The sequence below is a fragment of the Rhodovarius crocodyli genome (assembly GCF_004005855.1).
Taxonomy (GTDB): domain Bacteria; phylum Pseudomonadota; class Alphaproteobacteria; order Acetobacterales; family Acetobacteraceae; genus Rhodovarius; species Rhodovarius crocodyli.
This window is the reverse complement of sequence record NZ_SACL01000012.1, coordinates 66859-81377: the sequence shown is the minus strand read 5'-3', so window position 1 is coordinate 81377 and position 14519 is coordinate 66859. Positions and strand designations below refer to the sequence as shown.

12 protein-coding genes are annotated in these 14519 nt (G+C 67.4%); all 12 read left to right on the top strand.

The genetic code is table 11. The features are described from left to right. Positions 1-20 precede the first annotated feature (20 nt). The gene (locus EOD42_RS23285; RefSeq protein ID WP_127789992.1) at positions 21-239 is read left to right on the top strand and encodes a hypothetical protein; all 219 of its coding nucleotides are present in this window, start codon (positions 21-23) and stop codon (positions 237-239) included. A gap of 515 nt (positions 240-754) precedes the next feature. Further along, positions 755-964: a hypothetical protein gene (locus tag EOD42_RS23280; RefSeq protein ID WP_127789991.1), complete on the top strand. Its 210-nt coding sequence runs from the start codon at positions 755-757 to the stop codon at positions 962-964. Then, the gene (locus tag EOD42_RS23275; RefSeq protein WP_127789990.1) at positions 964-2211 is read left to right on the top strand and encodes a PBSX family phage terminase large subunit; all 1248 of its coding nucleotides are present in this window, start codon (positions 964-966) and stop codon (positions 2209-2211) included. Before EOD42_RS23280 ends, EOD42_RS23275 begins: the two co-directional genes overlap by 1 nt. An 18-nt stretch (positions 2212-2229) precedes the next feature. Further along, positions 2230-4083 carry a portal protein gene (locus EOD42_RS23270; protein WP_127789989.1) on the top strand — a complete coding sequence of 618 codons (1854 nt, stop codon included), beginning with the start codon at positions 2230-2232 and terminating at the stop codon, positions 4081-4083. Between the two features lie 11 nt (positions 4084-4094). Continuing rightward, positions 4095-5033 (top strand): hypothetical protein, encoded by a 939-nt coding sequence (locus EOD42_RS23265; protein WP_127789988.1) that lies wholly within the window; start codon positions 4095-4097, stop codon positions 5031-5033. A gap of 77 nt (positions 5034-5110) precedes the next feature. Continuing rightward, complete coding sequence (locus EOD42_RS23260) at positions 5111-6298, top strand: P22 phage major capsid protein family protein (protein ID WP_127789987.1); 1188 nt, start codon at positions 5111-5113, stop codon at positions 6296-6298. Between the two features lie 15 nt (positions 6299-6313). After that, a complete protein-coding gene (locus tag EOD42_RS23255) occupies positions 6314-7099 on the top strand; it encodes a hypothetical protein (protein ID WP_127789986.1) in 786 nt (261 codons plus the stop codon). Further along, positions 7092-8603 carry a hypothetical protein gene (locus EOD42_RS23250; RefSeq protein ID WP_127789985.1) on the top strand — a complete coding sequence of 504 codons (1512 nt, stop codon included), beginning with the start codon at positions 7092-7094 and terminating at the stop codon, positions 8601-8603. Before EOD42_RS23255 ends, EOD42_RS23250 begins: the two co-directional genes overlap by 8 nt. Beyond that, positions 8600-9037 (top strand): GNAT family N-acetyltransferase, encoded by a 438-nt coding sequence (locus EOD42_RS23245; RefSeq protein WP_127789984.1) that lies wholly within the window; start codon positions 8600-8602, stop codon positions 9035-9037. The genes EOD42_RS23250 and EOD42_RS23245 overlap by 4 nt, the downstream gene beginning before the upstream one ends. Beyond that, a complete protein-coding gene (locus tag EOD42_RS23240; protein ID WP_127789983.1) occupies positions 9037-10119 on the top strand; it encodes a hypothetical protein in 1083 nt (360 codons plus the stop codon). Before EOD42_RS23245 ends, EOD42_RS23240 begins: the two co-directional genes overlap by 1 nt. Next, positions 10116-12299: a hypothetical protein gene (locus EOD42_RS23235; protein ID WP_127789982.1), complete on the top strand. Its 2184-nt coding sequence runs from the start codon at positions 10116-10118 to the stop codon at positions 12297-12299. The genes EOD42_RS23240 and EOD42_RS23235 overlap by 4 nt, the downstream gene beginning before the upstream one ends. Continuing rightward, a complete protein-coding gene (locus EOD42_RS23230; protein WP_127789981.1) occupies positions 12300-14507 on the top strand; it encodes a hypothetical protein in 2208 nt (735 codons plus the stop codon). Positions 14508-14519 lie beyond the last annotated feature (12 nt).

The window sequence follows — 14519 nt, the reverse complement described above, 5'->3', positions numbered from 1 at the left end:
TGTGGGCATGGGTATGTTGGGTGACCATCGGGGCAGGATGTGCCATTGCCGCCGCCTTCTGTGGCGCGATCGGCGGCGCGCTGCTGGCCAAGACGATACTCCTCGCTCTATGGCTGGCCGTCGGCGTTTGGGATGAAATGACACGCATCGCGCTCGAAATCTCTTTCGGCGTCTGTGGTGCCATCTTCGCGACGATCTTCGCTGGCGTCGTGTATTGCCATGAGGTGGAATGCCCATGACCTGGAACCCCGACATGGCGCAGGCGCCGAGGGATGGGAGAACCGAAATCCTTCTCTGGTTCCCCAGCCTGGAGGCAATGAAGGTGTGCTATTGGGCCGGTCACGGGTACGGGAACCATCCTGACCGATGGCAACTAAGCGGTTCGGGCGCCAACGAGCAGCCCGACGACCACGAGGAAGACTGGGAACTGCCGCCCACCCACTGGATGCCGCTTCCGCCCCCACCAAAACCCCTTGACGAAACGGCCTGAAAAGCCGCAATGTCGCGACGGATTATAGCGCCTGGGCCCTAACGGACCCGGGCGCTTTTGTTTTCAAGGGGTTAGATGCCGTTCGGGGCGAGAACGCGCGGGACGTGGCCCAAAAGCCAGCATGGCAGCAAGGGCGCCGGCAGCGGGCCGAAGCAGGGGGCGGGCTTCTTCGGGCCAGCACAGGGCGCGGGTAAGAGCGGCGCAGGACCAGGGAGACCGAAAGGCGTGGGTGACGGAGAGGGCAAGTCTGCCCGGGCGCGTGCGATGCTGCTTGAGGCAGCGGTTGATGCAGCGCAGGCCCTTATCAGCATTGCGGGGGACAAGACCGACGAGCGCCGCATGCAGGCCGCTGTGCACATCCTCAACCGCGTGGGCCTGCACGAGAAGTCGGGGCTTGAGCTGTCCGGCCAGGACGGCGGCCCCATCGCCATCAGCCGCGTGATCGTGGATCCCGGAGCGCCAAAGCCCGACTGATGCAGATCGAAACCCCCCGCGTGTTCCTGCCGCTGCTGGAACCGAGCCGATACAAGGGGGCGTTTGGCGGTCGCGGCAGCGGGAAGTCGCATTTCTTCGCGGAACTGATCGTTGAATGGTGCCTGCGTCATCGCGGCGCCCGCATCGTCTGCATCCGCGAGGTGCAGAAAAGCCTGAAGGAAAGCGCCAAGCGCCTGATCGAGGACAAGATCAACGCGCTGGGCGTGGCGAAGCATTTCGACGTGCTTCGGGACGAGATCAAGACGCCGGGGGGCGGCGTGATCCTGTTCCAGGGCATGCAGGACCACACCAGCGAGACGATCAAATCGCTGGAAGGCTTCCATGTGGCGTGGGGCGAGGAAGCGCAGACACTTTCCAGCCGCAGCCTCGAAATGCTTCGCCCTACCATCCGCGCGCCGGGGTCAGAGCTGTGGTTCTCCTGGAACCCGCGCAACGCCAGCGACCCGGTAGACGCCCTGCTGCGCGGCCCCGAGCCCCCGCCGGGCGCCTTGGTGGTGCGGGCCAACTACTCGGACAATCCGTGGTTCCCTTCCGAGCTGGAAGGCGAGCGGGCATTTGACGAGCGGACCAAGCCGGACCGCTACGCCCACATCTGGCTGGGCGAATACGAGCCGGTGGCCATCGGCGCCATTTGGGACCGGCTGGTATTGCACCGCAACCGTCGAGCCGAAGCGCCGCCGATCAAGCGCATCGTGGTGTCTGTGGACCCCGCCGTGTCCTCTGAGGCCGGCAGCGACGAACACGGCATCGTGGTGACGGGTCTGGGCGAGGATGCCAGGGGCTATGTGCTGGAGGACGCCAGCCTCAAGGGGACGCCGAGCCAGTGGGCGCACCGCGTATCGGTGATGGTGGACAAATGGCAGGCCGACGCCGTGGTGATCGAGCGCAACCAGGGCGGTGACATGGTGCGGCACACGCTGGAGAGCGTGCGGCGCGACCTGCGCATCATCGAGGTGGTGGCGACGCGCGGCAAGCATGTCCGGGCCGAGCCTATCTCGGCGCTCTACCACCTGGACCGGGTGTCGCATGTCGGCACGCACGCCAGGCTTGAGGATCAGATGTGCCAGATGACGGCTAGCGGGTTCGAGGGCGAGGGATCGCCTGACCGCGTGGACGCGCTGGTATGGGGCCTGACGGAGCTGTTCCCGAAGGTCATTCGCGGCCCCGAAAAGACCGTGAAACGCGAAATCGACATTTTCCAGGGGGAAGGCTCATGGATGGCGTAACCCCCGAGGGGCTGCGGCTTGGCTGACGACATTCTGGCCGGCGCGAAGGAGCGGTTCTCCGCCTCGCAGGATGGCAGCGTGCTGAACCGTGACGAGGCGCTGAACGACATTGCGTTCTCGCGCCTGGCGCTGCAATGGCCGCGCGAGATCATGACGCAGCGCCGGCTTGAGGGGCGCCCGTGCCTGGTGGTGAACCGGCTGCCGGCGTTTATCCGGCAGGTGGTCAACGACGCGCGGCAGAACCGCCCTGGTATCAGCGTGCATCCGGTGGACAGCGGCGCGGATTACGAGACCGCGCAGATCATCGGCGGCCTGATCCGCGCCATCGAGCGCGGCAGCAACGCTGAGGTGGCCTACAACACGGCCTTGGAGAACGCGGTCACGGGCGGCTTCGGCTTCTTCCGCGTCTGCACGGATTATGTGCATTCCGAGAGCTTCGACATGGAAGCCCGGATCGAGCGCATCGCGAACCCGCTGGCGGTCTATTGGGACGTCACCAGCACGGCGTTCGACGCCAGCGACTGGGAATACGGCTTCGTCACCGAGTGGATGGAGCAGGCCGAGTTCAAGAAGCGGTATCCGAAGGCCTCGCCGGTCGATTTTAACGGCGGCTTCGGTGACTATGACCGCAACTGGATCGACGGCCGGAACGTGCGCGTGGCGGAATACTGGCTGCGTAGCGAGGAAAAGCAGAAGCTGTTCGGCTTCGCAGACGGCACGACGCTGACCGAGAAGGCGCTGCATGAGCAGCTGGAAGTCATGGCTTCCGGGCTGGGCATAGAGGCGCCCGAGAAGGCTGATGACGGCTTGCGGCTGCTGGGCGAGCTGACCGGCATGGTGCCGACCCGCGAGCGGTCCAGCAACTATTTTAAGGTCAAGCGCCGCATGGTGAGCGGCGCCGAGGTGCTGGAAGAAACGGATTGGGCCGGCCAGAGCATCCCGATTTGCCCGGTGTGGGGCGAGGAGGTGATGTATCAGGGTCGCCGGCACTTCCGGGGCATGGTGCGCGACGCGCGCGGCCCGCAGGAGATGCTGAACTACTCGCGCTCTGCTTTTACAGAATTGGTCGCTCTAGCCCCGAAAGCTCCGTGGCTCGTGCCCCAGGGGGCGATCCCGGATACTGAGCGCGGCAAGTGGAACACCGCCAACGTCAGGTCATACGCATACTTGGAATACGACCCGACCGCTGGCGCGATGCCGCAGCGCCAGCCTTTTGCCGGTGTGCCTGCCGGGGCTTTGCAGGATGCGCTGAACTCTATCGATGATCTAAAGTCGATCACCGGCATTCATGACGCCAGCCTGGGCGCTCGGAGCAACGAGACGAGCGGGCGGGCGATCCTGGCCCGCCAGCGCGAGGGCGATACGGCGAATTACCACTTCATCGGCAACCTCGCGCGCGCGGTGGAATACTGCGCACGGGTGCTGATCGAGATCATCCCGTCCGTTTACTCCACCCGTCAGGCCATTCAGATCCTCGGCCAGGACGACGCGCCGCAGGTGGTGCGGTTGCAGCAGTCCAGTGGCCGGCCGGCCGAGCCCGACGGCGAGAACGGGCGCCTCTATAGCCTTGACGTGGGCAAGTACGATGTGACCGTGAAGGTCGGGCCGTCCTACGCCACGCAGCGCGAGGAGGCCCGCGAGAGCCTGCTTGAGATCATGCGCGCCGTTCCGCAAAGCGCGCTGGTGATTGGCGACCTGATCCTGAAGAACATGGATTTCCCGGAGGCCGACGAGGCCGCCAAGCGTATCCAGATGCTTCAGCAGATCGAGTTGCAGAAGATGATGCCGCCCGCAGCGCCTCCTGGCGCGCCTGGGCCGGCACAAGGGATGGGCGGACCTCCGCCCGTGGGTGCGCCGCCCGTCGGCGCGTAAGAGGCTAACCGATGAGCAGTGGCGATGATGCCGCAGTCCTCAATGAGGAAGCGGCCGATGGCGCTGTTGTTCCGCCTGAGCAGTCCGATGCGGCTGCTGAAGCGCAACACCAGACCACCGATGAAGAAGCCCAGGCCGAGGACGAAACGACCGAAGAACCGGAAGCCCCGGAACTGGTCGAGTTCAACTTCGGCGGCAACAAGCTGACCATCCCGAAGGGCGACCTGCCCGACGAGGTGGTGGCGAAGGTGAACGACTACACGTCGAGCCTTCAGACGGAATTTCAGCGCGGGCAAGAGGCTGCCAAGCGCCTTGAGCAAGACCTGGGTGAGCGCGTTCGCGCGACCGAGGAGCTGGCCAAGCTGCGCGGCGAGGGCCTGGATTTGTACGCGCAGGTTCGTCAACTCGATACGGAACTGAAGGAACTCGGGAAGGTCAGCCCGGAGCAGCTCGCGCAGCTCTGGCAGACCAATCCGGACCTGGCCCGGCAGATTTCCGACACTGTGACCGCCAAGCGGGAGCAGTTCTCGGCTGCCAACCAGCGCCTTCAGCAGCACCTGACGGCTGAAAAGCAGCAGCAGGAGGCTTTCACGGCCAAGGAGATGGATCGCCTCCATCAAGAAGGCCGTGAGCGCGTGTCCAAGCTCATCCCCGGCTTCAATGAGGCTGTGGAGAAGGAGATCATGGACTATGCGCAGAAGTCCTTCGGACTGACTGCCAAGCAGGCGCAGGAATGGCCCCTGAACCCCATCGCCGCGCAGGCGATGCACAAGGCCATGCTCTACGATCGGTTGATGGAGCGCGCGGCGAAGGCCGCGAAACCAGCCCCGGCGCCGGCCGCTCCCGTGAAGCCCCTTCGGGCTCGGAGCGGAGAGCCGAAATCGGATGATCAGCTGTCCGACGAGGAATACTTCCGGCGCCACGTCTCCAAACCCGGTGGTCGAGGCTGAGGCCCGCCACCTGACGCGAAAGGCAAGGTTTAGGCAAACCGCTCTCCGGGCGGCTTGCGTAAGCCTTGTGTACGACCATGGCCAACTCGCTGCTCACTCCGCAGCAGATCACCCGTCGCGCGCTGGTGATCCTCCATCAGAAGCTGAACTTCGTCGGCAACATCAACCGCCAGTACGATGACCGCTTCGCCCAGGATGGCGCCAAGATCGGTGACACCCTGCGCATCCGCCTGCCGAACCAGTACACGGTTCGCACGGGCGCGGCGCTCTCGGTGCAGGACACGACCGAGACGAACACCACCCTGCAGGTGAACAACCAGAAGGGCGTGGACACGCAGTTCACCAGCGTGGACCTGACCCTGAGCCTGGACGATTTCGCCCAGCGCATCCTGGACCCGGCCATGTCGGTGCTGGCGTCGAACATCGAGGCCGACGCGCTGACCATGCGCAAGAACGTCTGGCAGTCGGTGAACAACATCGGCAGCCCCTTCGCGCTGCGTCAGGCTCTGCTGGCCCGCAAGCGCCTGACGGACAGCCTGGCGCCCGAGGACGGCAACCGCTCCGTGGTCATGAACACCCAGGACAACGTGGACCTCGTGGACGCGGTGAAGGGCTTGTTCCAGGACAGCAAGGAGATCGCCGCGCAGTACCGTGAGGGCAAGGTGGGCCGCACGGGTGGCTTCACCTACTTCGAGAACACCCTGCTGTCCTCGGACACGACCGGCACGGCCGCGTCCACCACGGGCTACCTGATCAACGGCGGCAGCCAGACTGGCGCGACGATGACGGTGGACACCGGCACGACCACGTTCCTGGTGGGTGACATCATCACCATCACGGGCGTGAACGAGGTGCATCCGGAGACCAAGGCCGACACCGGGCGCCTTCAGCAGTTCGTCGTCACGGCGAACAGCGGCACCAGCGCGACGAGCCTGGCTATCTCGCCGGCCATCGTCACCAGCGGCGGCGCGCAGAACGTCACGGCGGCCCCGGCCGACAATGCCCCGATTTCCAAGATCGGCGGCAACGCGACGCTCTACAACGCCTCGCTGGCCTTCCACCGCGACGCCTTCGCCTTCGCGACGGCTGACCTGGTGCTGCCGAAGGGCGTGGACATGGCGAGCCGCGCCGTGATGGACGGCATCAGCATGCGCCTCGTGCGCCAGTACGACATCCAGAACGACCGCTTCCCGGTTCGTATCGACGTGCTGTACGGCTACAAGGCGATCCGCCCGCAGCTGGCCTGCCGCATCCTCTCCAACTGAGGACGACGGGACAGCATGAGCCTGCTGACGATCATTCAGGATGTGGCGGCCGAGCTGAGTCTTGACCGCCCGTCGTTCGTGGTGGGCAACCCTGACCCGAACGTTGCCCACATGCTGCGGCTTGCCCAGCGTGTGGGTAGCGACCTGCTCTCACGCGGCACCTGGCAGGCGCTGCGGGCGGAGCGCACCTTCAACGCCATCCCTGGCAACACGCAGGATGGCGAGGCCACAGCGACGGTGCTGCTGGAAAGCGGAACGGGACCGGTTCTGCTGGAAGGCACGGACGACCTGGCCGCGCCGATCCCGCTGGATTTCGGCCGCTTCGTGCCTGAGACCTTCTGGGACCGCACGAACCACCGGCTGATCACCGGGCCTGTGGACGCCGTGCGCTGGCAGTCCCTGGTGGGCACGACCTATGATGGCCCGGAGCGGTGGTTCACGCGCCGTGGCAACACGCTGCTGATCGTTCCGGCCATGCAGGGCGGCGAGGCGATGGTGTTCGAGTATTACACCACGGCCTTCATTGTGAGCGCGGCGGGCGCTCTGCTGACCCGCTGGGCGGCAGACACCGATCAGGCGCTGCTGCCCGAGGAGCTGTTCACCCTGGGGCTGATCTACTTCTTCTCCCGCGACCGTGGGCTGCCGTTCGAGGTGGCGCGGGCGGATTACGAGCTTCGGATCAAGACCGAGCTGAAGAACGACCAGCCCGACAGCCAGGTCATGACGGCCGGCGACATGTTCGGCACGGTGCGTCATTCTGGCGGCACGCCGGCCCCTGACTTCTGGGGCTACCGTGGCTAAGCCGTCTGGCCGCGTCGTGACGATGCCGCCCCCGGTAGGCGGCTGGGATGCCCTGAGCGCGCTGGCCGACATGCCGATTGAGAACGCCCCGCGTCTCGACAACTGGTTCCCGCAGACCGACCGTGTGACCCTGCGGCGCGGCTCTGCGCTGTTCGCCAGCGGGCTGGGCGGTTCGGTCGATACGCTGATCCCCTATGTGGGCGTCGATGGCGCTCAGCAGCTGTTCGGGGCCGTGAGCGGGGATATCTATGACGCCACGGCTGGCGGCACGGTAGGCGCCCCCGTGGTGAGCGGCATGACGAACGCGCGCTGGCAGTTCGTCCAGGCCAACACGGCGGGCGGCAACTTCCTGTTCCTCTGCAACGGCGAGGATACCCCGCAGCAGTTTGACGGCACGAGCTGGACGGACAGCACTGTCGCCGCCGTCGGGCTCACGGCCACCAACCTTATCTGGTGCAACGTCCACAACCGCCGCCTTTGGTTCGGGGAAAAGGACAGCCTGGTTGCGTGGTATCTGCCGGTGAACAGCATCACGGGCACGCCTACGCTGTTCGACCTGAGCGGCTTCGCGTCGCTGGGTGGCTACATCATGGCGATGGGCACCTGGGCGCTCGACAGCGGCGGCGGCCCGCGCGAGACGGCGGTGTTCATCACGTCGCAGGGCGAGGCCATCGTCTATTCCGGGACGGACCCGGATAGCGACTGGACCTTGCAGGGCACGTTCCGCATCGGCCGCCCGATGGGCCGGCGCTGCGTCGTCAAGGCCGCGTCGGACCTGATCGTCATCACGGAAGATGGCTTCCTGCCCTTCTCTACGGCGCTGTCTTTGGACCGTTCGCAGCGTGACCGGGCGGCGTTGAGCTACCAGATCAACCGGGCGCTGAATGAGGCCGTGCAGCGGTATAGCGGCAATTTCGGGTGGCAGCCGCTGATCTACCCGCGCGGCACGATGATCATTTTCAATATCCCGACCGGCGCGGCATCGGCGCAGCAGTTCGTGTTCAACACCATCACCGCCAAGCCCTGCCGGTTCACGGGGCTGAACGCCAGGGCGTGGGGCCTGTTCGATGACAACCCGTATTTCGGGACAGCGAACGGGCGGATTTATCGCTTCGACACGGGCTCGACGGATGACGGCCGGGTGATCGTGGCGGATGCGATCCAGGCATTCAGCTACTACAGCACGCCGGCCACCAAGGCGTTCAAGATGGCCGATGTGCTGCTTGAGAGCGACGGCAACCCGAACGCGGCGGTGAACCTCTGCCTGGACTTCCAGATGCTGGATGGCCAGCCCTGGACGCCGCAGACGGTGCAGGGCGGCGGCATCTGGGGTGAGGCCGTGTTCGGCGAGGCCGTGTTCGGCGGGACGAAGGTGTATCGCGGCTGGCGGGGGCTGACTGGCCTGGGCAAGAGCGCGGCCGTGCGGGTGCGGATCAACGGGAATGGCGCCACGCCGAGTTGGCTTTCAACCTCCGTCATGTATGTCCCGGGCGGTATGCTGTGATCCTGTGGGCCGAGGACGAGAACGAGGCGGCCAAGGTGGCGCAGTGGGCGGCGCTGAGGATACCGCACGTGTCGAGCTTTGGCCCCTGCCAGGCGGCGGCGGTCGAGCGCCACGGGCGAACGGCGGCGGTTGTAGTGTTCCACGACTGGCAGGATGTGGGGCGGTCGTTGCAGGTCAGCATCGCTGCGGAGACGCCTCTGTGGGCTTCCCGCGCCACGCTGGCGGGTCTGCTGCGATATGCCTTCGTGCGCGCCGGGGCCGAGGTTCTGTGGAGCGCCATGCCCAGCGACAACGTGCGGGCGATCAAGTTCAACACCGGTATCGGGTTCAAGCGTGAGGCGGTGCTGCGGCGCCGTTTCGGCCCCAAGCGCCATGCCGTCATCACATCCATGACCCGCCAGGAATGGCAGCGGTCGCAATGGGGTAACGCCTAATGGGCAAGAGCACGCCTTCCGCACCAGCCGCGCCTGACCCGAAGGAAACGGCTGCGGCGCAGGCCGGCTACAACGCGGACACGGCGCGCCTGAATGCGCAGCTGAACCGCGTGAACCAGGTCACGCCTTATGGCAACCTGACCTATTCGCAGGACCGCGCCGGCCCAGATTTCAATACCTATCTTGCCGGCAGGCAGAGCGAGTATACGGGCAGCCTGCCTTCACGTGACGTGCAGGACGCCAGCGAGGGCCAGCGCTACACTATCGCCGGCGCGGCCGAGAGCCCGGAGGAATTCCGCTCCCGCATCCAGGCCGACTACAACAAGCAGTACCCTGGCGGCGACACCTGGACCGCGACCACCACGCTCTCGCCCGAGCAGCAGCGGTTGTTGGACCTGTCCACGGCTGCGCAACAGACCTATGGCGAGGCCGCGCTTTCCCAGCTCCAGCGCGCCAAGGAAGGGCTTTCCACGCCGTTCACGCCGAACTTCGCGACGCTGGACGACCCGAACGTCTCCCGCGATCAGGTCGAGAAGGCGCTGACGGAGCGGATGGCGCCCCTTCAGGAGCGCGACCGCGCGGCGCTGGAAACCCGGCTGGCCAACCAGGGCATCGGGTATGGCTCCACGATGTGGAACCGGGCGCAGGACGATTTCAATCGCGGCCTGAACGATGCGCGCCTGGGCGTGATCGCGGCCGGCGGGCAGGAGCAGAGCCGGCAGGCATCGCTCAACCAGGGGCTGCGCCAGGCGGCCTTGCAGGAACAGCTTACCCTGCGCGCCCAGCCGATCAACGAGGCCACGGCGCTTCTTACCGGTCAGCAGGTGCAGCAGCCGACATTCACAGCCGTGCCACAGACCAGCGTGGCGCCGGTCGACTACACGGGTGCGGTCAATTCCAGCTATGCGGCGCAGCAGCAGGCCTATCAGCAGGCTCTTTCGCGCAACCAGGCGGCGATGGGCGGCATTACGGGCCTGATCGGCACGGCGGCTGGTGCAGCGTTTGGCAGCCCTTGGCTCGGCGGCATGTTCGGTAGCACGGGCGGGAAGGTAGCAGGCGCGCTCGGGGGGCTTAAGGGATGAGCGACACCTTCACGAGCCTCTACCTTCAGGACCCGGCCACGGCCATCCGCATGCGCCAGCTTCAGGCGGCGCAGCGGCTTCGGCAGGAGGGTTCCAGCAGCGCCCCGTTGCAGCACTGGACCCAGGGCCTCAACCGCATCCTGCAATCCTTCGTGGGCGCCCAGGATGAGCGCGCGGCACTGGACGCCATGCGGCAGGATCAGCAGCAGCAGCGCAGCGAGGCCGACACCTTCATGCGCGGCCTTATGGGCGGCGGCAACGTGCAGCAGCTGGTGGCGGCGGCGCAGCAGCCTGCACCGCAGGCCGTCTCTCCGGCGCCCGGTGAGCCTCAGCAGCCTGCCCCGACTGTGCCACCGCGCGCCAACTTCACGGTGCCCGGTGGCGACATCTACGGCGGCCGTGGCGGTCCTGCGCTGGCTGCGCGCGATGGGGCGCTGGGCGCGGGTCCGACGCAGTTGGCGGCGCTCAGCGCGGGCCGGGCGAGTGACATCGGCCAGCCGCTGAACAACCCAGCCGTGACGGGGCCGAACTCGGAACTGCCCGGCTGGGATGCTGGGCTGGGCGCGCCTACGGGGCGTATCAACCCCATGGTCGGCGGAAATCCTGGTGCCTCTTCTGGTGCGCCGTCTGGGGCAGCACAGGGCCTGCTCACGCCTGGCAACATTGATCTTAGCCGCCGCCCTCGGGTGCAGAACCCTGACGGCAGTATCAGCACGGTAGCTTCCATCGGGGTGAATATTGATGGGCGTGAGGTGCTGCTGCCTACGATTAGTGATGATGGTCGGCGCTTGAGTGAAGCCGAGGCTATCGAACAGTTCCGCCGCACCGGCAGGCATCTTGGGATGTTTGACACCCCTAGGAACGCGACTGCCTATGCAGAACGTCTGCACGACGCTCAGGCGGCGCGCTATGTCGGCCCCGGCCCCACGCCCGCAGCGCCGGCTGCCGCCGCCGCCCCTGCGACCGCGAGCGGCGCCAGCATGATGAGCGCGGCCCTGAGGGCGCTTAACAGCCCCAATCAATACATTCGCAGCCAAGCGCCCGCGCTCTTGCAGCTGGCGCAGCGGCAGATGGATGACGAGCGCCGGGCGCAGGAACGCCGCGACGACCGTGGGTATCGCGTTGAGGATCGGAACTTCGCGGCACAGCAGGCCCGAGAGCAGGCGCGTTATACGGCGGAACTGGCCCTGGCCAACCGCCCCCCTATGGCGGTCGGGCCCGGCACGGTGCTGGTGGACCCCCGCACCAATCAGCCCGTCTACACGGCGCCGCGCGAGACCTTCGGCGGCTCCGGCGTCGAGGCCGATGCGATCCGGCTGTTGATGGCCCCGAACGCCGACAACGGCTCCCCCGCCTATGGCATCGCCTACCAACGCCTCTACGGCCCGCGTCAGGTGCAGCAGCCGGACGGCACCATCGTCATCATGACCCCGCAGCCGCCGCCCGGCATCCGCATGCCGGCTGGGATGCAGGCACCGGGCGCCCCTTCGCCACAAGCCGCCGCGCCTCAGCAGCAGCCCCCGGTCGCGCAGGTCGATCCCGGCTCGCCCACCATTGCCGGCCCCGCGCCCGGGCTGGTGGCGTCCCCGCCGCAGATGCCGGGGCAGCAGCCGACGACCACGCAGACCCCGGCAGGCGCCGTCACGCGCATCCCGGGCCGTGGCACGCCGCTCTCCGATGGCGCCATCAACTCCCTGTCCGAGCAAGGCGGTATCCTGTCGCAGTGGCGCGCTCTGGGTGAGACGTTCAACCCCGACTTCGGCGGCTACGGCTCCGGCTTGGTCGGGCGCGCGGCGAACACCATCGCCCGCAACACGCCCGGCGCCAGCCCGCGCGCCGACTGGTGGCAGCAGTTCGACAGCCTGGACAACGTGGTGAGAAACCAGCTGTTCGGCTCGGCGCTGACCAACACGGAGCGGGCGGCGTGGGAAGCCACGACGGTCAGCCCCGGCAGCAGTCCGGAGACGATCCGCGCCAACCTCGCGCGGCGGCAGCAGATCGTGCGCGACGCTATCACTCGGCAGGCGCGCGCCCGGCTGGCGAACGGGGCCAACCCGCAGGCGGTCAGCGAGGCCACCGGCATCCCTCTGGAGACGCTGATGGCGCCGCAGCCTGCCCCGGGGACGGGTGGTGCTGCTCCCGGCACAAGCGGCTGGGGCATCCGGCCGGTGGAGCGCTGAATGCCCGACTACGAAATCACGTCCCCGGACGGCCGGCGCTTCGTCGTGACGGCGCCGGAGGGCGCGACGCAGGATCAGGTGCTCGCCTACGCGCAGCAGAACATGCCAGCAACGCAGGCGCCCCCCGCCTCGCGCGGTTTGGGCCTGGGGGTGCGCGACGTGATGCAGGGCCTCGCTGCGGCCCCGGGCATGCTCTACGACGCTGCCGCGGCGCCGGTGAACCTCGCCGCCAGGGGCATCAACGCCCTGACGGGGGCGAACATCCCCTACGCGCGCTCGGCCACCGAGAACGTGGATCTGATGGCCGACGCCGCTGGGCTGCCCAGGCCTGCCAATCCGACCGAGCGGATGTTGTCCACTGTGAACCGCAGCGTTGGCTCGATCTTGCCCACGCTTGGCGCTGGCGCAGCCCTGCAAGCCGCCGGGCAGGCGCCGGAACTGGCCACCATGCTCGCGGGAAACCCCGTGACGCAGATGGTGGCGGCGGCGACTGGCGGTGCGGCCCAGGGGGCGGCGGCCGAGGCTGGTGCGGGTGGTGTCGGTCAGGCTTTGGCCAATGCGGCCGGCGGCATCGCTGGCATGGGGCTCGCGCAAGGGCTGGCGGGGGCTGCCCGGGGTGGGGCTGCGATGGTCCAGCCGTTCAGCCAGAGCGGGCGCGAAGCCATCGCGGCCGATGCGCTCCTGCGCTCGTCCAGCGATCCACGCAACCTGCTGGCCCGCGTGCGCGAGGGTCTGGCTGCGACGGACCAGCGCCTTCCTGGCGCCGTTCCCAGCACGGGAACTGCCGCCCGCGATCCGGGCCTGCTGCGGGTTGAGAACAGCGTGGCATCTGGCGCCATCGGCCCTGCCGCGCAAAACACCCTGCGAGACGCGACGTTCGCGCGCGACGCGCTGCGGCATCAAGCCATCCGCGATTTGCAGGATGCTTCCACGCCAGGGCAGCGTGGCGAAGCCATACGTCGCATTCTGGCTGACCGTGACAGCGAGGTGAGCGAACTGGTCCGGCGCGCCTATGCCTCGGTAGATCCGGAAGGTGCAGCGCGGTTCCCGACCGAAGGCATTCGTTCGACCGTTGATGACGTGATCGCGCGCTACTTCGGGCCCGGCAGCGGCGGCCCGCCCGCTGAACTCAGCGCCATTCGGAATGAGCTTCCGGTGGCGCAGACCATGCGGCGCGAGGTGTCCGACCCGCTATCGGTGCGCCCGCGCATGGAGACGGTGACGACGCCGAGCGAAGTGGACTGGCGGTATCTCCAGAACCTGCGCTCCCGCCTGGGGGAGGTCGCTGGGCGCGCCTCGGCAGCCGGTGAGAACCGCCTTGCAGCTGCGGCGGGCCAGACCTGGGATGAGGTGGAGCGCGCGGCGCAGTCGGTTCCGGGGGCCGAAGGGTTGGCCCAGCGGTGGCAAGACGCGGCGGCTATGCGGCGCGATCAGGGGCGGCTGTTCGGGCGCAACGACGAGGGCGCCTCTGTGGTCGGGCAAATCCTGCGCAATGACCGCTTCGGTGCGCCGCAGATGCCCATTGATGCGGTGCCTGGCGCCGCGCTGGGTAGCCCGGCCCAACTGCGGCAGACGTTGGAAGCCGCTGGGGAGCAGGCGCCGATCATCCGTGAGCAGCTTCGCGGGCAGTTGGCCGAGCAGCTGGCGTCGCGGGCGACCGGCAACGCCGCAGTCGCGAACTCGGTCGGCGCAACGCAGAACACCGTGTCGCTCGGCCGGGTGCAGGATTTCCTGCGGTCCAACCGCGAGATCATCGACACCCTCTATACCGGCCCGGAGCGCGACCGCCTGAACCGGCTGGTGGCCGATCTGACCGAAGGCAGCATGCAGGCCAACACGGGCGCCACGCGGGGCTCACAGACGGTGCAGAACCTGACCGTGGGCAACATGCTGAACCGGGCGACGAGCGGGCTTGTCGGTGGAGAAAGCCTGTTCTCCAGTTGGACAAACAAAGCCCTCCGCTTGGTCTACGCACTGCCCGAGGACTGGACGCGCGAACTGATCGGCCGGGCGCTGGTTGAGCCGCGCTTCGCCCAGATGCTGCTTGAGCGCGCCAGCCCCGAGGCTGTGCGCCGGGCGGCTGGCTACCTCGAAAACACCCTTCAGCAGCGGCTGACCGACGCGATGGAGCGCCTGACGGCACAGGAAAACCTCAGGCTAACCATCGCGCCAGGACCGCCGCAGCAGCAGCCAGGACCAGGGCGCTAACCGCCCTCAACA